This is a genomic window from Sorangium sp. So ce726 (assembly GCF_051521405.1).
GTDB lineage: Bacteria > Myxococcota_A > Polyangia > Polyangiales > Polyangiaceae > Sorangium.
Genome location: NZ_CP150349.1, coordinates 3,071,904 through 3,097,647, shown reverse-complemented (window position 1 = coordinate 3,097,647; position 25,744 = coordinate 3,071,904). Strand labels below are relative to the sequence as shown.

The 25,744-nt window shown below is 69.1% G+C and carries 21 protein-coding genes; 12 read left to right on the top strand and 9 right to left on the bottom strand.

Annotated features, from left to right (window positions below):
• The first annotated feature begins 98 nt into the window (after positions 1–98).
• The 4 genes from WME79_RS11780 (at position 99) to WME79_RS11765 (ending at position 5,053) form a co-directional block, all read left to right on the top strand.
• Positions 99–1,661: an FAD-dependent monooxygenase gene (locus tag WME79_RS11780; protein WP_437534878.1), complete on the top strand. Its 1,563-nt coding sequence runs from the start codon at positions 99–101 to the stop codon at positions 1,659–1,661.
• Positions 1,662–1,952: 291 nt separating this feature from the next.
• Positions 1,953–2,102 carry a hypothetical protein gene (locus tag WME79_RS11775; protein WP_437534877.1) on the top strand — a complete coding sequence of 50 codons (150 nt, stop codon included), beginning with the start codon at positions 1,953–1,955 and terminating at the stop codon, positions 2,100–2,102.
• Between the two features lie 343 nt (positions 2,103–2,445).
• A complete protein-coding gene (locus WME79_RS11770) occupies positions 2,446–3,579 on the top strand; it encodes an HNH endonuclease (RefSeq protein WP_437534876.1) in 1,134 nt (377 codons plus the stop codon).
• Between the two features lie 28 nt (positions 3,580–3,607).
• Positions 3,608–5,053 carry a dipeptidase gene (locus tag WME79_RS11765; RefSeq protein ID WP_437534875.1) on the top strand — a complete coding sequence of 482 codons (1,446 nt, stop codon included), beginning with the start codon at positions 3,608–3,610 and terminating at the stop codon, positions 5,051–5,053.
• On the opposite strand, the gene WME79_RS11760 is transcribed toward WME79_RS11765, so the two are convergent.
• The 8 genes from WME79_RS11760 to WME79_RS11725 all read right to left on the bottom strand — a co-directional run bounded on the left by WME79_RS11760 (position 5,001) and on the right by WME79_RS11725 (position 14,602).
• A complete protein-coding gene (locus WME79_RS11760; protein WP_437534874.1) occupies positions 5,001–6,305 on the bottom strand; it encodes a sigma 54-interacting transcriptional regulator in 1,305 nt (434 codons plus the stop codon). The genes WME79_RS11765 and WME79_RS11760 overlap by 53 nt on opposite strands.
• 118 nt (positions 6,306–6,423) lie before the next feature.
• Entirely contained in the window at positions 6,424–7,263 is an 840-nt protein-coding gene (locus tag WME79_RS11755) for an amidohydrolase family protein (protein WP_437534873.1), read from the bottom strand.
• A complete protein-coding gene (locus WME79_RS11750; protein WP_437534872.1) occupies positions 7,260–8,426 on the bottom strand; it encodes an aminotransferase class I/II-fold pyridoxal phosphate-dependent enzyme in 1,167 nt (388 codons plus the stop codon). The genes WME79_RS11755 and WME79_RS11750 overlap by 4 nt, the downstream gene beginning before the upstream one ends.
• A 9-nt stretch (positions 8,427–8,435) precedes the next feature.
• Positions 8,436–10,004 (bottom strand): hypothetical protein, encoded by a 1,569-nt coding sequence (locus WME79_RS11745; protein WP_437534870.1) that lies wholly within the window; start codon positions 10,002–10,004, stop codon positions 8,436–8,438.
• Between the two features lie 38 nt (positions 10,005–10,042).
• The gene (locus WME79_RS11740; RefSeq protein WP_437534868.1) at positions 10,043–11,353 is read right to left on the bottom strand and encodes a hypothetical protein; all 1,311 of its coding nucleotides are present in this window, start codon (positions 11,351–11,353) and stop codon (positions 10,043–10,045) included.
• A gap of 7 nt (positions 11,354–11,360) precedes the next feature.
• Positions 11,361–12,389, bottom strand: coding sequence for a hypothetical protein (locus WME79_RS11735; protein WP_437534866.1), 1,029 nt, complete (start codon positions 12,387–12,389; stop codon positions 11,361–11,363).
• 328 nt (positions 12,390–12,717) lie between these two features.
• Positions 12,718–13,341 carry a hypothetical protein gene (locus WME79_RS11730; RefSeq protein WP_437534865.1) on the bottom strand — a complete coding sequence of 208 codons (624 nt, stop codon included), beginning with the start codon at positions 13,339–13,341 and terminating at the stop codon, positions 12,718–12,720.
• Positions 13,342–13,756: 415 nt separating this feature from the next.
• Positions 13,757–14,602, bottom strand: coding sequence for a hypothetical protein (locus WME79_RS11725; RefSeq protein ID WP_437534864.1), 846 nt, complete (start codon positions 14,600–14,602; stop codon positions 13,757–13,759).
• A gap of 305 nt (positions 14,603–14,907) precedes the next feature.
• Between WME79_RS11725 and WME79_RS11720 the strand changes: the two genes are divergently transcribed.
• From WME79_RS11720 to WME79_RS11710, 3 genes are all read left to right on the top strand, one after another.
• Positions 14,908–15,564, top strand: a complete 657-nt coding sequence (locus tag WME79_RS11720) for a hypothetical protein (RefSeq protein ID WP_437534863.1) — start codon at positions 14,908–14,910, stop codon at positions 15,562–15,564.
• A 557-nt stretch (positions 15,565–16,121) separates the two neighbouring features.
• Positions 16,122–16,430 (top strand): hypothetical protein, encoded by a 309-nt coding sequence (locus tag WME79_RS11715; RefSeq protein ID WP_437534862.1) that lies wholly within the window; start codon positions 16,122–16,124, stop codon positions 16,428–16,430.
• Between the two features lie 114 nt (positions 16,431–16,544).
• Entirely contained in the window at positions 16,545–17,087 is a 543-nt protein-coding gene (locus WME79_RS11710; protein WP_437534861.1) for an integrase core domain-containing protein, read from the top strand.
• A 236-nt stretch (positions 17,088–17,323) separates the two neighbouring features.
• Here the strand turns inward: WME79_RS11710 and WME79_RS11705 are convergent, their stop codons facing one another.
• Positions 17,324–18,262: a hypothetical protein gene (locus tag WME79_RS11705; protein WP_437534860.1), complete on the bottom strand. Its 939-nt coding sequence runs from the start codon at positions 18,260–18,262 to the stop codon at positions 17,324–17,326.
• Positions 18,263–18,686: 424 nt separating this feature from the next.
• On the opposite strand from WME79_RS11705, the gene WME79_RS11700 reads away from it, so the two are divergent.
• The 5 genes from WME79_RS11700 (at position 18,687) to WME79_RS11680 (ending at position 25,421) form a co-directional block, all read left to right on the top strand.
• The gene (locus WME79_RS11700) at positions 18,687–18,908 is read left to right on the top strand and encodes a mersacidin/lichenicidin family type 2 lantibiotic (protein ID WP_437534859.1); all 222 of its coding nucleotides are present in this window, start codon (positions 18,687–18,689) and stop codon (positions 18,906–18,908) included.
• Entirely contained in the window at positions 18,817–22,254 is a 3,438-nt protein-coding gene (locus WME79_RS11695; RefSeq protein ID WP_437534858.1) for a type 2 lanthipeptide synthetase LanM family protein, read from the top strand. Before WME79_RS11700 ends, WME79_RS11695 begins: the two co-directional genes overlap by 92 nt.
• Positions 22,255–22,557: 303 nt before the next feature.
• The gene (locus WME79_RS11690; RefSeq protein ID WP_437534857.1) at positions 22,558–24,177 is read left to right on the top strand and encodes a DUF1552 domain-containing protein; all 1,620 of its coding nucleotides are present in this window, start codon (positions 22,558–22,560) and stop codon (positions 24,175–24,177) included.
• Between the two features lie 299 nt (positions 24,178–24,476).
• On the top strand, positions 24,477–24,827 hold the full coding sequence (locus WME79_RS11685; protein WP_437534856.1) for a DUF705 domain-containing protein: 351 nt from the start codon (positions 24,477–24,479) through the stop codon (positions 24,825–24,827).
• 99 nt (positions 24,828–24,926) lie between these two features.
• Positions 24,927–25,421 carry a DUF6194 family protein gene (locus WME79_RS11680; RefSeq protein ID WP_437534855.1) on the top strand — a complete coding sequence of 165 codons (495 nt, stop codon included), beginning with the start codon at positions 24,927–24,929 and terminating at the stop codon, positions 25,419–25,421.
• Positions 25,422–25,744: the final 323 nt, after the last annotated feature.

Sequence of the window (25,744 nt, the reverse complement as noted above, 5' to 3'; positions counted from 1 at the left end):
ATCGGCTGATAGCTGGGCAGACTCACAACTTCTCATTGCCTTCTGTGTCCCGATAGCTGATCGGTGTTTGTACGTAGTACTCGATGGATTCATAGCCGATGGACAAGCAAGTCGATGTCGTGGTTGTAGGCGCCGGGCCGGTAGGGCTCCTGCTCGCGATCGAGCTCAAGCTGGGCGGCGCCGGTGTGATGGTGCTCGAGCGGCTCACTGCGCCAAGCGTCGCCCTGAAGGGGACTGCAGTCGGACCGCTCGGCGTGGAGGCGCTCCACCGCCGGAGCATGGGCCCAGCGCTCGCCGAGGCGGAGGATCGCCACTTCGCGGCCATGGGATCGGTGGGCGTAGAGAGGCGGGCGCAGGCACACAGGTCCAGGGGGCATTTCGCCCTTCTCCCTCTCCGATCAGAAGCAGTGGGCGAGCCCGAACGGCGCATGCTCTGGGTGAACCAGCAGGGCGTGGAGGCGATCCTGGGCGCGCGGGCGGCCGCGCTCGACATAGAGGTACGGCGCGGGTGCGAGGTCACGGGCTTGGACCAGCATGACGATGGCGTCGCGCTCCACTGGGCTTCCCCGGACGGGCCGGAGCATGCGCGCTGCGCCTGGCTGGTCGGATGTGACGGAGGGCGCAGCTCGATCCGCAAGATGGCCGGTTTTGCCTTCCCCGGTACGCCGCCGAGCCAATTCATGTACCAGGCCGTGCTCGACCTCGACCACCCCGAGCGCCTGCCGCGCGGGTCGACCCGCACGCCGGAGGGCGTCGTCATGAACGGACCTCGGCCTCGCTGGCTTGCGATGCACGACTTCAGCGGTCCGCCGGCTGATCGCGATGCGCCCGTCACGCGCGAGGAGATCGAAGGCGTGCTGCGCCGAATCAGCGGCGCGGATGTCCGCGTGACGGCGATGGAGCAGGCGAATCGCTTCACGGACAGCGCACGTCTGGTCGACACGTACCGCCGGGATCGCGTCCTGCTCGCGGGTGACGCGGCGCACATCCATTCGCCTTTGGGCGGCCAGGGGCTGAGCCTTGGGCTGGTCGACGCGGCCAACCTCGGCTGGAAGCTCGCCGCCGTCGTTCGCGGCGACAAGCCGGACAGCCTGCTCGACAGCTACACGTCCGAGCGGCGGCCCGTGGCCGAGGACGTGCTGGCCAACACGCTCGCCCAGGTCGCGCTCACGCGGTCCGACCCGCAGTCGAGCGCAATGCGGCAGATCTTCGCGAAGCTGATGGAGATCGACGCCGTGAATGGCCATCTCGACGGACTGACGAGCGGTCTGGCCACGCGCTACGACCTCGGCGCGGAGCGAGACCTGGTCGGACGCCTCACCGGCGATCGCCCGGTCGGCCGCGCCGACGCTCGAACATCGCTGTTCGCGGAGATGGCGGAAGGCGAAGGCATATTGCTCGACGCTTCTCCTGACGGGCACGCGGCCGGTCTCGCCGCCGGGTTCACGCGGGTGCGCTGCTTACCGGCCGACGCAGGCCCGTCGATGCTGATCCGGCCCGACGGGTGCATTGCCTGGGCCGGCGACGTGGGAGACGTCGAGGGGTTAGTGGACGCGCTTGAGCGCTGGTTCGCGTCCGCCGCTCCCCGGCCATGGGGCGGCGAGCGAAGGAGACTCGTTCGGCGCTCTGCCGCCAGGCCAGGCGCCGACCCCGATCGGTGATGCCGCGGGCCCTTCGCCGCGGGCGATGCGGCGGCGGAGGGCGCTCCGTTGGGCCACATCGGAGCCGCCCTCGGCGGCGAAACAGGCGGAAGCTATCAAAATTGCTACTGTTTCCGGCGACCGCTCGTCATCCACCGGTTTCTCTGGCGGGACTGTTCCGCGGGGGTGAACCGTCGCGATCTGTCGCATCCCTGTGGATTTGGGGAGGGCGTGACGACGGATCGCAGCCCCTCGGAAGGTGTGGGCCCAACCCGGGCCCAAGCGTCAAGCCTCGGGCCTGGGGAGCTTGCCGTGACCGGGCCGTCGCCTCGGGCGGCCGTGGTCGCCTCGCTCGCCAGCACCCTGAGCCGCGCCGTCGCCCTCGGGGATGAGGTGGCGGCCCGGGTCGTTCACGAGGCGATCGGTCGATTGCTCGGGGGGCCGATGGTATCGGACGGGTGAGCTAGAACAACGATCACGTTGTTCTAGCGAGAAATGAACCGCCAAGACGCCACAAGACGCCATAAAATAAAACAAATATCTTGGCGTCTTGTGGCGTCTCATGGCATTTTGGCGGTTCGAAACTCTGCGCATTTCGGGCGGTTTCAACCCGATTGTCGCTCTAGGTCGATGGGCAAAGACCAGCGACGAGCGCCGGGGTCGCCACATGCGGTCGTAGCGCTGGCGCGGCGGCTGTCGGGTGTGCTGTGGGCCATGTGGCGCGACCGCGTGGTTGACCTGCGCCTGGCGCGCCTGCCGATCCTTTGGGCGGGCCGCGTCCACGAGCGCGAGCCAGCCATCCGCCATGTCCGGGAGGTCGGTGGCATCAGGGTCAGCCTTGAGCGTGGCGACCGTGAAGAGTACCTCGTCTTCAGGATCCTCGAAGGTGCCCCGCGGATCGCGCGCCACCTCCGAGCGAAGCGCGCTTCGGAGGCGCGAGCGCCCGCGCGGCCGCGAACGAACGTCGCTTCGGCTCCTCTGCTCGAATCCCGCGGTGCCGCGTGGCACGTGCCATGCGTTATGGCGCTCGAAGTCCCACGCACCCAAAGGAGACTCCGAGATGCCAAGCAATGCCGATGGTCACGTTCTAGAGCTCTCGCCCTCACGCCTCGACGCCATGATCTCGCTCGGGAGCGCCCGAGGAGCGTCACGCTACCTCGGCGTGCCGTTGCACAATCCTGCGACCGCGGTCGATCTGCTCGCGCGGCGGGCCCGCGCTCTACTCGAGCGGACCACCCTCGCGGGCCACCTCCGGTCCGGCAGCATCGCGCTCCCGGTCTTTGTCGCGCACACGCCGCGTCGCCTGTACCGCGTGATCACCGGCCCGCTGGAGGGCGGCCGGTACCGGGTGCTGACGATCGACGTGTCGCCGGCCGCCGCGCCGCCGCCGAGCTACCTCGGTGAGCTCGACACGCTCGAGTACGATAGTCGCAACCAGCGGCCCCTGCGCCTCCGGGGGGCTCGAAGAGATCACCGACGGATGATTGACCGTGCCAGGAGAGCGGGGGTAAACACCAATGATATAGTCTATGGGCCCAGACACCGCGGGCCGCCGGACTTCTATCGCACAGGCCGGGGGGCCACATTGGTGCCAAGAGCTGTCACAGCCAACGGAAGGACGGCGACCTTGCCAGGGCTTGTTCCTGGTGACGATGCCCTTTTTCGAACGAGGATCCGGTATCACGGAACCCGACAAGGTGATTTTGCTAGCGCATGGAGCAGAACCCCGGGTCGAGTCCGACGCCGAGGCTTCAATCATCGCGGACTACGTTTGCGCCCCGACCAGCTCGTCTGGCATCATGTGCACGACTACAGACCTTCGCACGCGGGGGGCCTCGGAACCGGTACGATGGCTCTTATGCGGCGTGACGTTCACGACAACATGGCGCACGCCGGGGGCGTTTGGCAGGCGCAGCAGTACGGCCACGGAGCCTATTGATGAACCACGACGCCGTGACATTCACATCGTGAACATCCCCCGAGAGCGCGCCCGCGCCGCCGCAGAGGCCTGCGCCCGCGCCCGCTTCCCCCGGTCCGTCGCCGATCTCGCGGAGCTGATCCGCTTTCCCAGCGTCAGCGCCGACCCGAAGCGGCGCGCCGCCGTGGCCGGCTGCGCGCGATGGCTCGCGGGCCACCTCGAGGGCATCGGCCTCGACGGGGTGCGCGTGCTGCCGACCGCCGGCAACCCGATCGTGGTCGCCGAGTCGCGCGCCGCGGTGCCCGCGCCGACCGTGCTCATCTACGGCCACTACGACGTGCAGCCGGCGGAGCCGGGCCCGCCCTGGACCTCGCCGCCGTTCGAGCCGAAGGTCCGCGACGGTGTGATCCACGGCCGCGGTGCGTCCGACGACAAGGGCCAGATCATGGCGCACGTGAAGGCGATCGAGGCGTGGCTCTGCGGCGCCCGGCGCCTGCCCGTGAACGTCAAGCTGCTCGTCGAGGGCGAGGAGGAGATCGGTAGCCCGAGCCTCCCGGCGTTCCTCCGGCGCCACCGCCGCGCGCTCGCCGCCGACGTCGCCGTGCTCTCTGACATGCCGCTCCCGGACGTCGACCGGCCGGCGCTGACGTATGCGCTCCGCGGCGCGTTCGCGGCCGAGATCATCGTCCACGGGCCGCGCGCCGATCTCCACTCCGGGATCTTCGGTGGCTTCGTGCCCAACCCGCTCGAGGCGCTGGCGCGCATCCTGGGCACGCTCCACGACGCGCGCGGCCGCGTCGCCGTGCCCGGCTTCTATGACGCTGTGGCGAGCGTGAGCGCCGCCGAGCTCTCCCACCTCCGCCAGGTCGGCCCGCGTGACGAGGATCTGCTCCGCCGCGCCGGCGCCCAGGCCACCCACGGAGAGCCCGGCTACAGCGCGCACGAGCTGGCCACCATCCGCCCCACCCTGGAGATCAACGGCGTGAGCGGCGGTTACCAGGGCCCCGGCCCGAAGTCGGTCATCCCCGCGCTCGCCACGGCCAAGCTGAGCGCGCGCCTCGTCCCCGATCAGGATCCGCGCGCCGTGGAGCGCCTCCTCCGCGATCACGTCGCGCGCCACACGCCGCCCGGCGTCCACGCCGAGGTCCGCGCCGTCCTGCACGCGGCGCCGGTCGTCGTCGATCCTCGCCACCCCGCGATGATCGCCGCCGACCACGCCTACCGCGCGGCGTTCGGCGTCGCGCCGACCCACGCGCGCTCCGGCGGCACGGTGCCAGCAGCCAGCCTGTTCCAGGAGATCCTCGGAATCCCCCCCTTGCTCATGGGATTCGGCCTGGCGAGCGATCAGGCGCACGGGCCCGACGAGGGATTCTCGCTCGAGGCCTATCAGCGCGGGATCGCCGCGTCGATCCACCTCTACGCCGAGCTGGACCGACTCCCCTTCAATCGAGGTGCCGCCGCGCGGCGCGCCGCATCTGCAACGCCCGGTCGGTGACCCCTAGGCGGAGCGCGGCGCGCTGGAGGTTGCCCGCCTCGTCGTTGACGGCCACGCGCACCGCCAGATCCTCCGCCGCGCGTCCGATGTCCTTGAGCCCGGCGCCCCGCGCCAGCGCGCCGCGCACGGCGTGCTCGAGGTGCCCCTCGCGCCAGTCGCCCGCGGCGCCTGCCACAGGCCTCTCCTCGTCGGGGAGGTCTCCGACCGTGATCGGGCCCGGGCCCACGTGCCGGTGGAACATCTGGGTCACGAGCTGGCGCAGGTCGCGCACGTTGCCTGGATAGGAGCGGTTGCGCAGGTGGGCGCGGACATGCTCGTCGAGCGCCGGTGGCTGCTCGCCGGGGCGGAGGCACTCCATGAAGTGGCGGGCGAGGAGGACGACGTCGTCGGCGCGCTCGCGCAGCGGCGGGAGCTTACAGCGGGCGTTGGCGATGCGATAGTAGAGGTCCGCGCGGAAGGCGCCCCGCTCGACCTCCGCGAGAACATCGCGGTTCGTCGCGCACACAAGGCGAAAATGGGTCTTGTTCCAGGTGTTCCCACCAACGCGCTTGTAGGTCTTTTCCTGAACGACACGAAGGAGCTGGGCCTGGAGCCGCAAAGGTAGCTCGCCGGTCTCGTCGAGGAAGAGCGTGCCCCCGTCGGCGATGGCGAAGGCGCCCTCGCGTACCCCCACGGCGCCGGTGTAGGCGCCCTTCTCGTGGCCGAAGAACTCGCTCCCGGACAGCTCGGGGACGATGGTGGTGCAGTCGACGACCACGAGTTCCTTCTTGTCGGGGCGAGGGTCGAGCGCGTGGATGAGCTGGGCCACCAGCTCCTTCCCGGTGCCGCTCTCGCCTTCTATGAGCGCCGGACCGTCGGTAAACCTGGCGATTTCGACGATGCGCCGGAGAGCAGCCGTCCAGGCGCGGCTCTTGCCAATGAGGTTCTTCTCGACAAGGTTGGTGCGTAGTATCTCGTCAATGCTCGCCCAGCGCTCGGTGCGGGCCACGATCTGGCGGGCCATGATGGGGCTGTGGTCCCAGGCGAGCACGTCGGCGGCGCCGGCGTTGAGCAGCATCCAGGCATCGTCCCCCATCACGGCGTCACTCGAGACGGCCAGGGCCAGCACCCGATCGAGCCCGCTCCGGCTATGCTCCCGGAGAAACTCGCATAGATCGGGCGTGACCCGCTCGAAGGCCACGAGGCCGGGCTTCTGCGGCGCCGCCCCCAGCGGGACGAGCGAGAGTCCCGCGCTCGCCAGCATGTCCGCCATCGGCCGCTCCGCGCCCGCGCCCTCGGGACTAAAAACATGGAACCAGGCAGTCCGCATGGTTGATCCCCCTGTTTTCAAATCTACTTATTTCAGTAATACCCCAACGGACGCAGGATGTTCAAGAGACGCCATGCGGCCTCCTCCGACAATGATTGGTTATTTCGTTATCGGGATGCGCCGTCCTGGTCGGCTCACTTGCCGGGGTGACGGCGTGAGTCACGGCGGCGCGGCGCGCTCTCCGGATGAGCCGGAGCAGGTTCTCACCGAGGACGAGGCGCTGCTTGTCCGGCGCGAGACGCAAAGCTCGTACTTTGGCCAACTCGACGCCGGGATGGAGCCAGGGCCCGTCGCTGCCGAAGATGATCTTGCCGGCGCCGCCGCGGCGCACCGCTTGCTCGAGCATGTCGAAGCGGCGTACACCGGCGGTGTCGGTGTAGACGTTGGGGTGGCGCGCCAGCACGTCGACGAGCCCGAGCTGGGCGCGCCAATCGTCCGCGAAGCTGCCCAGGTGCGGGATAATGAAGGCGACGTCGGGGTACTCGGTGGCGAGCAGCTCCACCACGTGCACCTCACCCATCACGTCATAGAGGACGGGGAGCGCACGCCGCCGCGCCGCCTCGCAGACCTCGCGGGTGATACGGCCGTCGTGACGGTGCACCTTGACACCGACGAAGCCGTGCTCGACGACGGCCTCGGACAGCATCGCGTCCACGCGGCCGCGATCACGGGAGGGATCGACGAAGGCGAAGCCGTAGAGGCGCGCGGGAAGGCGCGCGACCAGCGCGGCGACCTGCCGGTTCGCCGCGCGGTAGTCGGAATGGAACGGCGCGAAGATCACGGTACGATCGATGCCCGCCCGCGCCGCGCGCTGGAGGTAGGCGCCGAGCGGCGCGGAGGTGTCCCACGGCCCGTTGAGCCCGTCGCCTTTGCCCGCGTGGCAGTGGCCGTCGATGATCATCGCGCCTCCTCCGGCACCACCGCGACGGCGCGCACGCGGCGCACGATGCGCGAGGGCTCGACGCGCGGCGCCGAGCGCGCGGCGTCCGCCGCGAGCCCGAGATCTTCGGCCGCCCGGCCCAGCGCGCTCGCCGCGCGCGCGATCGCCGAGGCGGGGTGCAGGGCGGTGATGACAAAGACCACGCGGGGCCCTTCCGCGCATGCGCCGCCGGCGAGCACCGCGCGCACGCCCAGATCGGCGAGGCGCGCGTGCAGCGCCTGCGCCGCCGCGCCGGCGAAGCCGGCGATCGGCTGCACGGGGAAGATGCGCCCCGCAGCCCGGAAGCCATGGCGACGGAGGCGCGCCTGGAACAGCGCCACGTTGTCCGCGAGGCGACGGCGCAGGGCCGCGCCGCGCTCCCGGTTCTCGGCGAGGGCGCGCTCGACGGCGCGCACGAGCGCCATCGAGGGCGGGCTCGTGTACACGCGTGTCGCGCTCTCGCGCTCGAAGCGCGCGACCGCCGCGCGGCTCCCTGCGAGCACCGCCCCGGGCACGCCGAATCCCTTGGCCAGCGAGCTGGCGAGGATGACGCCGGCGGCGCCGGCGAGCCCGTGCCAGCGGAGCGATCCTCCGCCGCCCACGCCAAAGGGCGAAGCGCGCGTCGGGCCGCCGCCCAGGACGCCGAGCATCTGGGTGTCGTCGACGACGACGATACCGCCGCGCGCTCGCACGGCCGCGAGGTAGTCGCGGAGCGGCGCCGCGCGGCCGCAGTCGGTGCAGAAGCCGTCGGTGACCACCACCGGCGGAGGCGCGCCCGGCGCGCGCCCGGCGAGGTTCTCCTCGAGCGCCTCCGCGTCGAAGTGTGGCACCACGTGGACCCTCGCCCCGAGCGCCGCCGCGCGCTCCACCCCCCAGCCCCCCACCGCGTAGACGCCGGCGTCTGCGTGGATGTCGATGGGGCGCGCCGCCAGCACGCCGAGCAGATCCCAGAACAGGTGCAGCGTCGACGGCGCGAGGGTGGCCCGCTCGCAGCCGCACAGCGCCGCGAGCGCTTCCGCCGCGTGCTCCGCCTCGGGGGGCAGGCCGAGCGCGGCCGGCCTCCCGGTGGTGAGCGAGGCCCACGCCCCGAGCGTGCTGCTCGGGTGCGTGAGGCCGAGGTAGAGGGCTGAAGTGAAGTCCAGCACGCGCCGTGCCTATCGCGGCAGCATCCGGCCGCGCTGCTGCTCGGCGAGCCGCGCGCGCAGGTGGTGGGAAGGGGGCATGAAGCGGAGCCCGCTGTTGTGGCCGTCGGTTGGGACCGCCGTGAGGTCGACCCCGGTGACGGCCCGGTAGGCGTGGATGTAGCCCTGGACCTCGGCGCGCCAGTAGCGGGCCCAGTTGGCGGCCTGCTGCGGCTGGATCACGCTGTTCCAGTTGCCGAAGCGGGTGGAGAGCAGGATCTGCTCGCCGAAGACGCCGAGGTCGCGGAAGTGCATGACGTTGGTGTTCGTCCAGCCCTGGAGGGTCTTCATGGTGTCGACCCGATCCATCCACGGCTCCGGATAGGCCACCATGGGGCGGCCGCCGATGAACTCTCGCATCTCCGGCCGCGCCAGGATCCACTGCATCATCAGCATCTCGAGGCGCGCGTTCCAGGGCAGGTCGCCGTACTGGTTATGACCCCCCTCGGTGAGGAGGATGTGCACCTCCTTGAGGCTGTTGAGGACCGGGAAGCCGTCGGCGATGCGGGTGGTGTCGTCGTCCTCGTTGTAAAACTTCATGCAATGAAAGAGCAGGTTGTGGAAAGCCTCCAGGAACTTCGAACGGCTGTCGGCAGAGCGGACGGGCGGGATCGCCTTGCCGTGCAGGCCGAAGCCGTAGTGGTGCTCGTACTCGTACGCGCGCCGGGCCACGCTGAGCCGGTGCTGCTCGTCCTGCACCCAGCCCCAGAGAAAGGAGTTGAGCGGGCGAAGCGGGTCGACCTCCATGTTGGCGAGCGGATCGCGGGCGCCCATGCGGCGGTTCTGGAAGCGCATGGAAATCGCGCTCAGGGTCTGCGCGAGCATCGCCTCCTCGTGCCAATACGACCAGATGAGCTCGATCATGGTGGGCTTGATGAGCTTCTGCTGCAGGACCTCGAAGCAGTCGCCGCTCGACATGTACGGCATCTCCTCGTAGCCGCGCGGCACCTGGTACGTGGTGGGGACGCCGAGCCTCTGACGAATCACGTCGAGGTACGGGAGGATCTTCTCGCCGTTCCAGTCGCTCGAGTAGTTGGCCCAAGCGTTCGTGAGGTCCTGGGCGCTCCAGGTGTCGCCCAGGCGGGCCATGCGTTCGGGATCCATCGTGGCCATCAGCTCGAGCACGCTCTGCTTGCGCTCGAAGGCATCGGTGACGGGGTTGATGCCGACGGAGGCCATGAGGAAGACCTCGGTCGACGCCTTGAGGAGGGCATATGCGTCCACGCCCGGAAACGGCAGGCCATGGCGCCGGTTGTCGATCTTTCGCGAGGTGGAAGTCACCTGTTCGGCCTTGTTGGCGCTGCCGTTGATAGCCCCCGTCATCACCTGTTCCATGAAGTACGCGTACGGCTCGAAGGCGATGGCCTGGGAGCTGTAGCGGATCAGCACCCAGAGCGCCTGATCGTCCGTCCGATCGTTCGCGGTTCGCTGCAACACCACCTTGGACGGTTGCACGTCCTGGCCGATAGGGCGCGCCGCGGGGAGCGTGCCGTCGCCCTCCAACTCGGATACAACAGGCTTTCCAGTGTCACTCGTAACCATGACATTTGCTCCTTTTTCACATCGCCAGTTAATCGTCATCAAGCCGCCGCCGATCGGACCCGCGGCAGCGCGGCGCAGGACGCCGAGGTCTCGAGGGCGCTCTTCAACGCCCACGACGTGAGGAGGCCCCCGATCGCTCGGCTGTCCTCCTCCGGGTTCATCACTCCATCGGCCCGGGCCTGTCCGAAGACCGCGAACACCAGGGTCGGTGTGGCGCGGTGCACGAGCGCCGGCGACGCCTTCCAGGTCTGGTAGAGAGCCGCGAGCTTGCCCGGTTGGCGCAACGCGACGGGGAACGCTTCGGCGAGCATCTTCCCTCGGAGCGCGCGCGGCCGGTGTGATAGGAGCAGCGCCACGAAGGCGGGCATCGTGGCCTCGATGGCGGCGAGTCGCCCCCGCACGGCCACGGGCAGCCCGCCCGTCGGATAGAGCTCCTCCCAGACCCGAGCGAGCCGGTCCCACTGGGGGTGCGGGAACAGGGCCTTGCCCATCGCGACGCTCAGCTTGACCCGGATCCACGGAGTGGGATGAGGGTCGTCGGCGTTCTCGCGGAAGACGAAGGCCTGCGGGAGGCTGACCACGGCCACGAGCCCCATCGTGGCCGCGACGCCGATGGTAGCCACGGACCAGAGATCGGCGACGATCTCGGAGATCCATCGGTACCAGTTCGACCACGCCTCCGCCGCCGCGCCCGTGTGCTTCCCCCGCTCGGCGTCGAGCGCCGTGCGCAGCGCGGGGAGCAGGCCAAGCAGCGCCGCGCCCTGGTGGCCGACCTCGTGGATCAGCGAAGATGCGATCCCCGTGCCCACCATCCGCTCGCGGGGGACGCGGATGATGGCGACCGGGCTGAGATCGCCCCCCGGCAACCGCGTGCGCGCGCGCCGGATGGCCGCCCCCATGCCGCGATCCAGGTAGCAGATCACCGGCGGAGTGGCGTAATACTCCCCGCGCAGCGCCAGCGCATCCCAGCACACCTCGTCGAGGCCGGCCAGCCACACGCCAACCTCGTGCTCGCTGCGCTGGCTGGTGGCTTGCGCGAAGATGTCGAACTGCGACAGCACCGCGTTGAAGCGGAGGCGGAGGAAGGTGAACCTCCGCTGCATATCGGCCGGCGTCGCGGCTCGTCCCTCGGGCTCGGCGAGCCAGCGCAGGTACCCTCTCACGTCCGCGTCGAGGCGCCGCTTGCCATCGACCATGTGGGCCTCGATGGCCGCCTGCGCAGGGCTAGAGATGGCCGCTGCCCGCACCATCGTCTCGTGGAGCGCGAAGGACCGCACCCCCGCGATGCGCGTGAGCAGCGCGCGGGCCTCGTGGGCCAGGATCCGCGATGCGAGGTGCCGGGTGTTCACGGCCGCCTCACGCTCCGACCAGGACGATGGCGTTGCCGCGGCGAAACCAGCGACCCTGCGGGTGGCGCACGCGCGGGCGGCCGCCGGAGACGACGTCCGCGGGACGGGGACCGGCCGGGACCGGGCTCGGGACAGACACGCTACGGGCCAGCGCCGGGACGATGCCAGGCGCGTAGACCTTGGCGGCCTGGAGGAGCGCCTGGCGCGCCACGGCCGATGGAGCGCCGCAGGTCGGGCTCTGCGCGGCGGTCAGGGCCGCAGCGCCGGTGAGGTTGACGAGCTGCTTCGCTACCTCGAACTCACGATCCTCGGCGGAGAGGCCCTCGAGTTCGAGGCCGAGGAGCTTGCCCGCGCTCCACGCGCGCCGCGGGCCGATCCTGCGGCCCGCCCCCGGCGCGACCGCTTTGCCGACCGCGACACGGAACCGCGGGATAGCCTGCCTGGCAATCAATCTGAGGAGGCCGATGAGCGAACGGCCGACTCTCGACGCCGCGAAGCGCCTGGTCGGCCCCGACGCGCTCCTTCTGCGCTTGGTCGTTTCCCCTACGTGCTTTCCGCGACTGGGCGCCCCCCACACGCTCCTGATGATGTTTCCAAACAAGTGGCTCAGCTCCTGCTCATTGGAGGCGGTGAGCAGCTCGGCCGCAAGCTCCATGGCCTCGTTCTCGTGGATGGGGCTCTCAGCGGCCATCTCTTGCTCGAACCCGTAGCCTTCCTGCTCGCCCTCGCCCTCGAGTTCCTGGCCTTCGAACTCGTGGCCCTCCTGCTCGTTCGCCTCGAACTCGTGGCCCTCCTGCTCGTTCGCCTCGAACTCGTGGCCCTCCTGCTCGTTCGCCTCGAACTCATGGCCTTCCTGCTCGTTCGCTTCGAACTCGTACCCTTCCTGCTCGTTCGCCTCGAACTCGTACCCTTCCTGCTCGTTCGCCTCGAACTCGTACCCTTCCTGCTCGTTCGCCTCGAACTCGTACCCTTCCTGCTCGTTCGCCTCGAACTCGTACCCTTCCTGCTCCAGCGTGGTTCGATCCAGGTTGTGCATGACCGGCGTCCTCCATATCTCGTTAGGGGCCCCGGCAAAGCGCGAGGCCGTGTGCGGGAGGGGGCATTGCAGGAGCGGTGCCAGGCTGAAACCCGTGGGGATGGCGTGGCGGGCGAAGGTGGCTTCGGAAACACGGGGGATCGACCGTAGGCGGGCGAAAATTGTTTCAGCGCGCACCGCACGGGCAGCGCGCGCCGGCTCGAGGCGGCCGGCGGCGGGCAGGCAGCCGAGGAGAATGCGGCTTCGGGGCGAGAGGCTCACGCCGGGACGGCGGGAGCTCGGGAGCCTGAGGAGGGAGGGAGCGGCGGGAGGCGGCGCGAGCGCCGTCCTACTTCTTAACTTCTTCGAGGGCGTTCTGCAGCCTTTTGAGGGCGCTTTGGACGTTATTCCAAGCCGATGGGCCCATGGTATTGGCGGCTACCTTGAGATCTTGGAGCTCGGTACTCACGACGTTCTTGAAGCTGTCGAGCTTCGCCTTGAGCGTGGAGCATTCCGTCTGGAGCTCATCATCCTTGGTCGGCGGCGGGGGCGGCTTCGGTGCGGGCGAAGGCGCCTGGCCGCACACCGACTCGGAGAGCTTGCCGATGGCGCAGACGAGGGCCTGCTCCAGCGCTTTCTGCACGCCGTTCATCGCGTCACGTCCCACGTACTGCCGGAACTCGGGCTGCTCTACCACCGCGTAGGCGACTTTGCCGGGGGACAGGATCACCACCCGATCTGCGGCCGTCGTCGCCGACGCGACGGCGACGGCCTCCGGGACCAACACCAGGAACGCGGGCCCGCTGTCGGCCTCTGTGGCGAAGCCGAGTTCGCCGAGATCCACCGAGGCATTGGCCTTGAACTTGAGCTCGACCTCAGCGGCCGCCGTGGGCCCGACCACGGGGCCCCCAGTGTCCACGCCCGTGGTCGGGTACGGGGCAGCCGCGTTCCGCTGCTGAAACTGCTTGATCATGTTCCGACTCATCATCGTTCTCCTGTTCAGGGTTCGAGCGCGGTGCGAGCGGGTCTGACGTTTGGAACGGCGCGACCCCGTGCGCACAGGGAGACTCGAAGCAACAGCTGGTCCAATAGGTCGACCGGGGGCAGGGCGTGGGCTTGACCATGAACGCGTCGGTCCCGCCGATGGCCGTGAGGTTGGCGCCGTCGAAGGACACGGCTCCGTTGGAGCCGCCGGTCACGACCTCGTGTTGCAAACGTTCGAAGCGGATCTGCACTATGGATGTTATCGGCGTCTCGACACTGCCGCGGACATGAGCCTAGTGCTGGAGCAGCCGGCGCCAGAGGTTGTCGGTCATGCCGTTGCTGAAGACGCACCCACCCCGGCTCATGGCATAGATCCCGGGCCAGATCCCCGCGTTGTTGATGGCCTATTGAAAGGACATCTCTTGCTCCACCTCGATCCCGGCCTCCCGCCGCGCGGTGCAGGCGCGGCACGCGGTCACGCGCGGGCGCGTGCCCGTGTCCTGGCGCGGCTCCCCGAGGACGCGGCCCTTGGGCGTGGGCAGCGTGGCTCCGCTGTCGCCGGCAGGGCGGCGCGACGAGGCAGCGAGCGTCGCGCTGAAGATCCGGCCGGCGCGCGGTTGCGGCAGGGGGCTGCCGGAGTCAGCCGGCCGGCTGCGGAGCGAGATGGCCACAACGGGCAGGGTGGGGAGGAGGAAGGGCGCTTGCCGGCGCATCGCGCTGACGAGGCTGCGGAAAACGATGCGGCGCACGGCATCGAGCGAGAGCGGCGCCCCGCGCCGGGCGACGCGCAGCACGGCCACGGCCACCGCCGCGCGCCGCGAAGCCCGCCGCATCGCGCGCATGAGGCGCAGTGACATGGCGAGCTGGATGTCGCGCGGGCTCGATTGCTGGAAGCTCGCGCCCCAGAGCCGCCTGCCGTACGTCCCTGAGCCGCCGAAGTCGACTTCGCCCTTGCCGCCGCCCTGGCCCCCGCCGCCGCCCGGACCGCCAGGGGCGTCGTTCGTCACCTGGGCGACGTCGGGCAGCTTGTTCGCTACCCCCTTGGAGATCTCGGGAATGGCCTTGATCGCTCCCACCGCCACCTTCTTGAGGAGGGGCGCGGCCACCTTCATCACCAGCGGCGCCACCGCCTCGAGGCCCGTCAGCGCAGGCGTGATGAGGAACGGGAGAAAGCGATTGATCTCGGCTTCGTGGGTGATCTGAAGGAGCTCGCGGGCGAGTGCCATCTCTTCTTGTTGTTGCACGGTCATGGTAGGTTTCCTCTCCGATTGCGCCGGGCGCCACGCGACGAAGACGCGCCGTTCTCCCCAGGCTCGTGGCTCCGCTGCAGCCGACGTGCCAGGGCGCGAGCCTCGTTGGCGGCGCGCTTCGGCGCGCCTCTGGCGAAGCTCGCTTCGCCGTCATAACACTTCGCGTCCCTCCGACCGCATCGGTCCTCGTCCTCGCCCCGTCGAACCAGCCTCGATTCCTCCACCAGCCCGCCTCCGGCACCGGACTTGCAACGCGCTGCCTATCAATCGAACCGGCATCACGCCGTCACTGCGAGGAGCTGACCATGAACGCGACCGAGCTGAACTTCGAATCACCCCAGGCTACGCGGCCGGCGCCCTGCGGGTGCGCGACCTGTCTGACGCGGAGGAGCACCCTGAGCGAGCGTGCGGCCAACGCGCTGGCCAACGAGCTGCTTGAGGTCACCAGTGAGGCCGAGCTAGACCGCTTCTTGGGGAAGATCTTCCGCGGCATCAAGCGCGGCATCGCTAAGATCGGCAGGTTCGCCAAGAGGGGCATATCGTTCCTCGGGAGGGGGCTCAAGGCCGTCGGCAAGCTCGCGCTCAAGGGCATCGCGAAGATCGGGTTGCCCACGCTCGGCAGGGTCGTTGGCAGCTACTTCGGCGGCTCGGCGGGGGCGCTGCTCGGGAGCAGGCTCGGCTCCTTCGCTGACAAACTCATCAGCAAAGATGAGATGGAGATGGGGGGCCTCAGCCAGGAGCAGTACGAGCACGAGGTCGCCCGCCGCTACGTACACTTCGTCGCCGACTCGACCCGCAACCTCATGCGCCGGGACGCGTCGGGCGACCCGGAGCGGGACGCGCTCGACGCGATGACGCTCGCGGCGCGGCGCTCGGCCTCCGGGCAGCCGATCGTGCGCGCGACGAGCCCCGCCGGGCGCTGGTTCCGCCGCCCCGAGGGCCTCGTGCTCGTGGGCGCGTGAGGGCCCGCAGGCTGTGGAATGAACGCGGCCCCTTAGATGCATGGATAAGTTATTGATACGACCATGCCGCGTCACAAGTAGGCGCAGAGCATCGTGTGATCGTCCCTCTCGAAGTCCGTATCACCCGTGCCGACGGCCAGCAGCGCTGAGGTGAGCACAGCGGGGCCGCACGCGCCCTAGATGTCAAGATTGTTGAGATCGGGATGAAAATCCGGCTTGTCGAACCGCTCTACCACTGATCACAAGGCAGGATCCACTGAACCGCTGGCCGGGAGGCCATCTCTCCAAATGGAGGGAAAGCTGCCAACTCATTGGCAAGGCGCCACGCGCACCCACCGGGGTTGCTACGTTGCCGCCGAACCCGGCGACGTGGGGCGGCTGTTTGGCCGCAAAGCGTGGACGTTCGATCCGTCGCTGGAGCGCCACCCGAAGCTCTTCGCCGAGCTACTCACAACGGGCTGCGACGAGCGCGTAGGCAGACGCAGCCCGCGAGGCCACCCGCGTTGCAGGGGCCCGTTCCGAGCCCACGCAGGCTCAGTCACCCCGAGCGGCAAGCCGTGCTCGATGTGTTGCACAGCGACGAGCTCGTCGACCAGCCCCCGCCGGAGGTCTACGCGACGCTGCTGTCGCGCGGCGTCTACCTTGCCTCCATCCGCACGATGTACCGCCTGCTCGCGGCGTCCGGCGAGAGCGGCGAGCGACGCGCGCAGCGTGGGCCGATGAAGCATGCCAAGCCGACGCTCACCGCCACAGCCCCCAACCAGATCTGGATGTTGGATATAACCAAGCTGCGCGGGCCGCTGCCCGCGGTCTTCCACTGCCTGTACGCCGTCCTCGACCTGTTCAGTCGCATGACCGTTGGCTGACTGCTCGCCGAACGCGAGAGCGCGGAGCTCGCCGAGCACCTCTTCGCAGAGACGGTCGCCCGCCATGGCGTCGAGCCCGGCTCGCTCACGGTGCACGCCGACCGCGGCTCCGCGATGAGGTCGGAGGGGCTCGCTCAGCTCCTCGGCTCGCTCGACGTCGTTCGTAGCTTCAGCAGGCCTCACGTCAGCGATGACAACGCCTTCTCCGAGTCGCAGTTCAAGACGCTCAAGTACCAGCCCGACGATCCGGACCGCTTTGCCTCGCTGGCGCATGCACGAGCGTGGTGCCAGGAGTTCTTCAGCTGGTATAACGACCTTCACCAGCATTCTGGTCTTGCTCTCTTCACACCTGCTGATGTATTCTACGGCCGCGTCGAAGATATCGCGGCTCGGCGCCAGGTCGCCCTCGACACGGCCTACGCCGCGCATCCGGAACGCTTCTCGAACGGTCCGCCCGTCGTCCGCAGGCCGCCCGCTTCGGCAGCCATCAACCCGCTGTCCGTCGACGACGCTGCCGACGAGGCCGCGGCGCCGCCACACACGGCAACGACCAGCGTCGCGCCCGAGCCCGTCGCTGCGCCAACCGCCGAAACGCAGCGGCCGCGACCGCTCGGGTACCAGAGCCGGAACGCGTCCCTCAATGTGATCCACTCATAGAATTCTCGTCCGGCTTGTCTCAAAGCTGTTGGCATTTTCCGGCCAGGCGCCGACCCCGATCGGTGATGCCGCGGGGGCCCTTCACCGCTGGCGATGCGGCGGAAGAGGGCGCCGCGTTGGGCCACACCGGAGCCGCCCTCGGCGGCGAAGCAGGCGGAAACTACGAAAATCGCTGCTGTTTCCCGCGACCGCTCGTCGTCGACCGGTTTCTCTGGCGGGGTTTTTGATACGCGGAATCAGCGCAGGCGCAGCTGCACCCCCAGCATCCCCGTGACGCCGCCCTTCGGCAGCGCCGTGTCGGGCTTCGGGTGGACGTGGAGGTCGGTCTGGTGGATCCGCACGAACGCCTCGGCGCTCCCGAGGAGGGCCACGCTGCCCTCGGCCGGCCATACGAAGTCGATCGCCGTGCGCGTCCCGAAGGCCCACCCGTGCCCTGTCTCTTCCGGCTTCTTCGGGTCGCCCGGGGAGGCCATCACCCAGTCGGCGGCGGCCTCGATCCTCGCCCGGACGAGCGCGTCGAGCGGCGCGATGGGCGCGGCGATGCCGCCGCCGCCCCCGAGCGCGAGCCACTGGACCGACAGCCCCGGGGCCGGCTCGCGCAGGGCCGTGGCATAGGACGCCGAGAGGGTCCCGAGGAACCCGGAGCGCCAGTCGAGCGCCGTGGCCATGACCCAGGCGCCGGCGCGGGCGGGGCCGGCGGCGCCGGCGGGGCCGCGATCGAGCCCGTTGCCGACGAGCCCGCCGGCGGCGAGGAACCAGCCCAGCGGGCGCAGCGGCGGCGCGGCGGCGGCCGGCTCGATGCCGGCCGGCTCGGCGCCGGTCGGGACGGGCGGCGTCGGGACGCCGGCGCGCTCCGACGCCAGGGCCGCGACCAGGAGCCCCGCGGTGCGGTAGCGGTCGGGCAGCGGATCCTCCTCGCGGAACTCGATCTCGCGCGACGACAGCGTGCCTTCGGGGGCGCCGAGGGAGGCGACGTCGACCCGCAGGCGGCGGTAGTCCGGGCCGTCCAGCCAGACGACGGCGAGCGCCCGGACCGGGGTCCCGGCGCGCTTCGGATCGCCGAGCGCGCACCCGCCGCCGCCGGCGGCGCGGGAGCACGCCTCGACGAGGAGCGCCGGGAGCTCGCCATGCACGGCAGGGCCCGACGCGATGTCGACGACGATCGGGGCCGGCACGAGACGTCTACCTGGGACCGACGCTACCGAGAGGGAGGGGCGAAGGCAAGCCGGAGGCGCCCTCCGGCGCGGCGCTCCCCGTTCTTCCGCGTTCACAGCCGCAGCGTGGCATGTCACGGCCGCCACGTGGCATGTCACGGCCGCCACGTGACATGTCACGGCTGCAGCGTGACATGTCACGGCCGCAGCGTGACATGTCACGGCCGCAGCGTGACAATCTCAGCTCGCTCATCAGCGCCATGGGAGGAGCGCCGATGCCCCCCTGCGCCCGACGAATGAGCTCACTTCAGCTGGATTTGCCGCATCTCTGTGCCGCAACGGATCACGCGAACACGACCGAAGCGGCGACGGAGACCAGGTTGCGCCCGCTGGCGCAGACATTGCTCGGTGTCGGGGAGGGCACGATACGAAGGAGAACAATCCCATGTCCAACATCGATATCATCCGCGCCTGGAAAGACGAGTCCTACCGCCTGAGCCTCAGCGACGCCGCACGTGCGCTCCTTCCGGAGAGCCCGGTGGGTCCTGTGGAGCTCAGCGATGCAAACCTGATGGGTGCAGGTGGCGCTGGCCCGGACCCGATGGCAAAGATCACGTATCCGTCGTCGTGGTGTCTCTGTTCGACCAAGAGCATCTGCGTCTGCTAGGTGTTCTGCTGACCGCGTTCGGCAGGGCATAAGCCATGTGTCGGATGGGCGCCGCGGCTCACGCGGCGTCCATCCGACACGCTTTTCTTTCGCACTTTGCCGGAGGATCTCCGTCATGACCCCGCGACTGTTCGATGTCCCCGACTGGCACCAGGCCACAGCCCTGAATGAACGGCTGGACCTCCTGCGCGCGAACCGCGGCGCCGGCGCAGCAGAAGATCTGCTGGAGTCGGAGCGGGCGCGGCGCTGGCGCGCGCAGGCGCCGTTCACCGACACCTCCCTCTTCGCGCAGAAGCTCGCCTCCGAGGGACTGGCCGAGGAAGAGTGGGAGCGCCTCGTGGGAGAGCCGGCCTCCATGGTGCACGAACGCGCCGGCGGGCCGCCGGCGTTCCTGGCGGGCCTCGTCGCCGCCTACGAGCATCCCGCCGATGTCTCCGTCGAGGATATCCTCCCTGGCCCCGAGCGACTCGACCATCGTACCCGCGGCGCCGCGGGGCTCTTGGTCGCCGTGGAGCCGCTGCTCCGGCAGACCCGCGCCCGCCTGCGCGAGGGCCTCCATGCGCTCGTCAAGGTGGCCCCGTTCGTGCCGTTCGATCCCGCGGTGGCCGAGCGGCTGTGGCTGCTCGATCTGGCGAGCGCGGTGCTGGCCGTGATGGATCGGACATTCGTGCTGGAGATGCACGTGGCCCGCGTGCAGGGCCTGCTCTCCGGCGACACGCCCGAGCAGCGGTTCGCGAGCTTTCTCGAGCGGCTGCGCGACCCTGCGGTCGTGCTCGCCATCTTCCGGGAGTACCCGGTCCTCGCGAAGGACCTCGTCGTTTGCGTCGATCAATGGGTCGCCTACGGCCTCGAGTTCTTCCGCCACCTGATCACTGATTGGGAGGCGATCCGCGCTGCAATCTGCCCATCCTCCGACCCTGGCGAGCTCGTCGCCATCGAGACCGGCGCGGGCGATCCGCACCGCCAGGGCCGATCGGTCGTGCTGCTCCGCTTCTCGTCAGGCCTCAAGCTCGTCTACAAGCCCAAGGCATTGGCGGTCGATGTCCACTTTCAGGAGCTCGTGGCCTTCCTGAACGCGCGCGGCCTCGATCCCGCGCTGCGGGAGCTCACGGTGCTCGATCGCGGCACCTATGGCTGGCTCGAGCACGCGACGCCCGCCACGTGCGCGTCCGAGGAGGAAGTGCACCGTTTCTATCGCCGGCAGGGCGCGCTGGTGCTCCTGTCCTACATGCTGGAGGCAACGGACTTCCATTACGAGAACGTGATCGCCGTGGGCGAGCACCCCGTGCTCATCGATCTGGAGACGTTGTTCCATCCATATCCCAACCCACCCAGGGATGTGCCCGTGCCCACGGAGGGCTCCTTCTACAGGTCCGTCCTGCGATCTGGCCTGTTGCCCTCGGCGAGCACCGACATCGGCCTTTCGGGTGTGGACATCAGCGGGCTCGGCACCCCGCCCGGACAGAAGACCACGGTAGGAATGCCCACCTGGGAGGAGGAAGGCACCGATGGGCTGCGCTTCACGCGCAAGGTCATGGGCCTGAGCGCTGGCCACAACCGGGCGACATTGAACGGCGCCCACATCGACGTGATTGACTACATCGACGACATCGTCGCTGGCTTCTCGGCGGCGTACCGGCTCGTGGTCGCGCTGCGCGACGCGCTGCTCGCCCCGGACGGCCCGATCGCCCGCTTCGCCCATGACGAGGTGCGCGTGATCGTCCGCAGCTCGCAGCGCTACGGCGTGATGCGCTACGAGTCTCGCCATCCGAACCTGCTCCGCGATGCGCTGGATCGCGATCGCTCGCTCGACAGGCTATGGAACGACGTCGTGAGCATGCCCTCCCTCGCAAAGCTCATCTCTTCCGAGCGCGAGGATCTGTGGCGCGGCGACATCCCGATGTTCTTCACGACGCCGAGCGAGACGACGCTCCGCGACAGCATGGGACGTCCGATCGAGGGCGTGCTCGACGAGCCTAGCTACCAGCAGGTCGTGCGGCATCTCCGCAGCTTCGACGAGCGCGACCTCGACCGGCAGATCTGGCTCCTGCGCGCCTCCCTCTCGACGTTGGAGACGCGCACGAGGGGGGGCCGCCGCCACCCGCGCCGGCCGCCCGCGGACACGGCGGCGCCGATCGAGCGATCGCGCTTGCTCCGGGCCGCGCGCGGGCTCAGCGAGCGTATCGGCACGCTCGCGCAGGTGGACAACGAGCTCATCTACTACGGCGTGACGCTGCGCGGCGACCGCTGGAGCTTCGGCTCGGTGGACAACAATCTCTACAGCGGCGCCACCGGGATCGCGCTGTTCCTCGGCTATGCGGGCGCGATCACGGAGGATTCGCAGGCGACCGCGCTCGCGCGCGCGACGCTCCGGCAAGCCCACCAGAGCATGGAGCGCGGCGCGGCGAGCCTGCGGGGAATCGGAGCGTTCGAGGGCTGGGGCTCGCTGCTCTACGCCTCGACGCACCTCGCGGTCCTGTGGGACGATCCCGCGCTCCTCGCCGAGGCCGCCGCGATCGCCGCGCGCATCGAGACGCTCGTCCCCGAGGACAAGCACCTCGATCTGGTGGGCGGCGCGGCCGGCGCGATCGCGGCGCTGCTCGGCCTGCACTCCGTCTCGCCGTCCGAAGCGGTGCTGCGGGCGGCGGTCGCGTGCGGCGCACACCTGATCGAGCGCGCACAGCCCGCCGGCAACGGCATCGCGTGGCCTTGCCCCGAGGAGGTCCTCGCGCCGCTCACGGGCTTCGCGCACGGCGCGGCTGGCGCGGCGTGGGCGCTCCACGCGCTCGCGAGAGCGACGGGGCAGGCCCGCTTCGAGGCGGCCGCGCAACAGGCGCGCGCCTACGAGCGCGGCACGTTTGTGCCTGGGAAAGGCTGGCCCGACTTGCGCAAGTCCGAGGGCGCGTCGCTGTCACAGCCGAGCTACGAGACGGCGTGGTGCCACGGAGCGCCAGGGATCGGGCTATCCCGCCTGCCGATCGTCGCGGCGAACGGCGACGAGACAGCGCGCGCCGAGGTGCTCGCCGCGCTGGAGGTGACGTTCCAGCAACGGTACGCGCCGGATCACAGCCTCTGCCACGGCGATCTCGGGAACATCGAGCTCTTCACGGAGGCTGCCCGTGTGCTCGACGAACCGAGGTACCGGGCCGAGGCCGATCGCCGCGCCGCCGTGCTGCTCGACAGCCTGGATCGCGACGGGCCGATCTGCGGCCTGCCGCTCGCGGCCGAGGAGCCGGGGCTGATGGTGGGTATCTCCGGGATCGGTTACGGGCTGCTGCGGCTCGCCGAGCCCACGATCGTGCCGTCCGTGCTGCTCCTCGCGCCGCCTCCCGCGCGGGCCTCCTGAGACCTCCTATCGCGTCGTTTTCCCAGGAGGCGCGCGCTGTGGAGTGAAGGCGGCCCCTTCGATGCATCGACAATTTATCAAGATAGCGTCGTTTTCCAGAAGAGCCGGATCGCATCGAAGAATAGGCTCCCCACCCAGGGCAGGTCCCGCAGTTGGGGCTTGACGCCTCCGAAACCTTTGGATCTCCTTCTCCCTCGACATGTGCGACGCCACCGAGGACGTCGGCGGCGGCGCCGTAGCACCGCAGAGCCACGACCCCGGTGAGTTCGAAGCGTTGAGGGCAACCTGAGGAGTCGGAAGGTCATGAAACGACCGATCAGCCGCAGAATTTTCCTCCGAGGCCTGGGCGGCGCGTGCGTCGCGGCGCCGTTTCTCGGCTCTCTTGCGGGCCGATCCGTCCAGGCGCAAGCGGCGACGCCGCCGCGCCGGTTGATCGCGATGTTCACGCACTACGGCTGCATCACGACTCGGTTCTTTCCGGTGACGTCCCACGGCGCCCTCACCGCCGAGGATCTCACGCGCACGACGCTCCGGCATCTCGCGCCGTTCGTCGACAAGCTGCTCATGCCCCGCGGCATTCGCGGGATGAACGAGTGGACGCCGAAGATGGAGCGGGGGCAGGGGAACGATCAACACACGCAAGTGTGCGGGTCGTACTTCACCTGTCACCCCGTCACGCCCAACAGCGACGATCCGTTCAGCTTCGCCAAAGAGACGAAGTTCAACGCCATGCCCATCAGCCGCTCGCTGGATCACGTGATCGCCGAGCAGCTGAGCCCGGGTCGCACGCCCTTGTACGTTCGGGTGGGCAACGCGACCGAGGGCGCGACGTCTCAAGTCTCGTACTCGGCAGCGGGGGTGCCGTACGCGGGGCTCGGGTCTCCCTCGCAGATTTATAGCACGCTCACTGGCCTCTTCGACGGCGGCGAGCTCACGCCCGACAGCTACCAGGCCGTGCGGGGCAAGAGCGTCATCGACCTGGTGCGGGCGGATCTCGAGACCCTCCAGCGCTTCGACATGAGCCAGGCCGATCGAGACAAGCTCGAAGCGTGGAAGGCGCTGCTCCACGACACCGGGCGCATCATCGGCTCGGCGCAGTGCACGACGGCGCTCGCGTCGCGGCTCGGCGCCACGCAGCAGACCGTGGACGCGGCCTCGGCGATCACCCCGGGCGAGGACGAGGATCTCCTCACGATGAAGATCACCGCGTCCCTGGACGTGGCCGACCTCTACTCGAACCTCGCGGCGCTGTCCGCGATCTGCAACGCCAACCCGGTCATCGTCCTCAAGTATCCTCCGATGTACACGTTCAAGGGGCTCGGGCTCAACTACGAGTCGCACTCCCTCTCCCATCGCATCACCAGCCCGACTGGACAGTGCACGACGGCGGTCATCGACATGCTGTTGACGATCGACGACTACTACGCCCGAAAGTTCGCCTACCTCGTCGGGGTCTTGAACGAGGTCGTGGAGGGCGACGGGCGGCTGCTCGACAACACCGCGGCCGTCTGGTTCCCCGAGATGTCGGACGGCAACGCGCACAACTTGAACAACCTGCCGATCGTCCAGGTTGGCAGCGCTGGCGGCTACTTCAAGACGGGCTGCGCCGTGAACGTGGACGACGGGTCAGCGACCCTCACGCAAGGGGCAAGCGAGCACTTCTGCTCGAACACGCCCTCGACCGATCAGGTCGTGAGCACCGGGACGGATCCCGCGCTCGCGAATGCGCCGATCAACAAGTACTACTGCAACTTGATGAACGCCCTCGGGGTGAAGGCAGGCGAGGATGGCTTCCCGAAGCTCGGTGGTTCGGGCGAAGTGACTCACTTCGGCATGTACGACCGGACGGAAGACTTCGTCGGCGGTGGCACCAATCCCGCCAGGATCCACAGCCCGGGCGAGTACGACGCCCTCAAGGCTTGAGCGGCCGCCCGTTCGGCGGAGAGGAAGAAGGAGAGATTCACAGGGAGGCGGGGAGGCGGGGAGGCGAGAGATGGGGCTCAGTCGTTCGAACCATCAGGTTGATGGTCTCCACCTCTCGCCTCTCCACCTTGGTCAGGATACATCTCTCGCCTTCCCGTCCCCCCTGTGTGATTTCTCCCCTCCCCGCCTCCCCGCCTCCCTGTGTACTCTCTCTTGCTCTGCCTCCGACCGCGTGTTCTGACCATCCCAGGAAAGCACCTTGACGCTCGCGTGCGTTACGGGTTAAATGGAAGGTTGTCATGAACGCGAAGCACCTCGTGGCCTACGTCGACGTTGACGATACGCTCGTCCGTTCCTTCGGCTCGAAACGGATCCCGATGTCGGCGGTGGTCGAACACGTCCGCCAGCTCCATGAACAGGGATTCGTGCTGTATTGCTGGAGCACGGGTGGCGCCGACTACGCCGAAAACTCCGCGCGCGAACTTGGCATCGAGCGTTGCTTCACGGGCTTCCTGCCCAAACCCAACATCCTCATCGACGATCAGACGCCCGCCGACTGGCGCGGGCTCGTATGCGTGCATCCGAACGAAGCGGTATCGAAGAGCGCGCACGACTACGCCGTCCTCGTCGCCGCCGGGAGAGGCGTCTGACACGGCGATGAAGGCGGACGGGCTTCGCCCGACGCTTATCGCCTGGCGCGCGGCCTCAACCCACACATCTACTGGTAGACGTTCCCGCGGGAGACTCCGATGAACGAAGCCTCGATCACCCGATATATCACCGACACGTTTGAGGGCGTCGATGTCATCGTCGCCTCCCGCGAGGCCGGATCTCCCGAGCTCGCCTGGGGCGACACCTTTTTCAGCTATGACCCCGGCCGCCAGCTCCCGCCTGCTCGCCGGTTCCCGTTCGCCACGATCGTCACCAAAGATTATGGCGATTTTGACCGCGCTTCCCAGCTAGATCGCCCGGGAGTCTTCCGGCTGAACATCGGCGTCAGCAAGGAGACGTACCGCACTTTGTTTGGCCCCCAGCCGTCTCCTCCTCCGGTTGGCAGAGCTGTGGAGACCGGCCATGACTTCACCGCCTTGGATCAACTGCTGCCGCATCCCGTGTATGCACCGCAGTCCTGGGTGTGCGTGCTCAACCCCAGCGAGGCAACCTTTGAGGCGGTGCGGCCATTGCTGGCCGAGGCCTATCAACAGGCTGTCAGCAGGTACGCGAAACGCGAGACCCGTGAATGAGGTCGAACCAACCGTTGCGCTCGACCGGACCGGCATGATGCCCTGGCGCAGGACCGCCCGCAGCGCGTCCTCCGACGCCCACTCCCGCTCGCCCAGGGAGCCCGGGTACAGGAAAAAGCACGCGGCCAGCGAGCTCACCAGCAGACAACGTCGTCGAAGGGCCAGGCGGGAGCCATCCGGGTGAGCTCGACGCCATCAAGGCGTGAGGCGACGAGAAGGCCCGCACGGCGACGATCAGGCGCGCGATCTTCCCCGGGCAAGCTCGTCGAGGCCAGGCTCCTCGCCTTCTTGGTCGGTCGCGGTGGCACGCTGTTCGACGACGA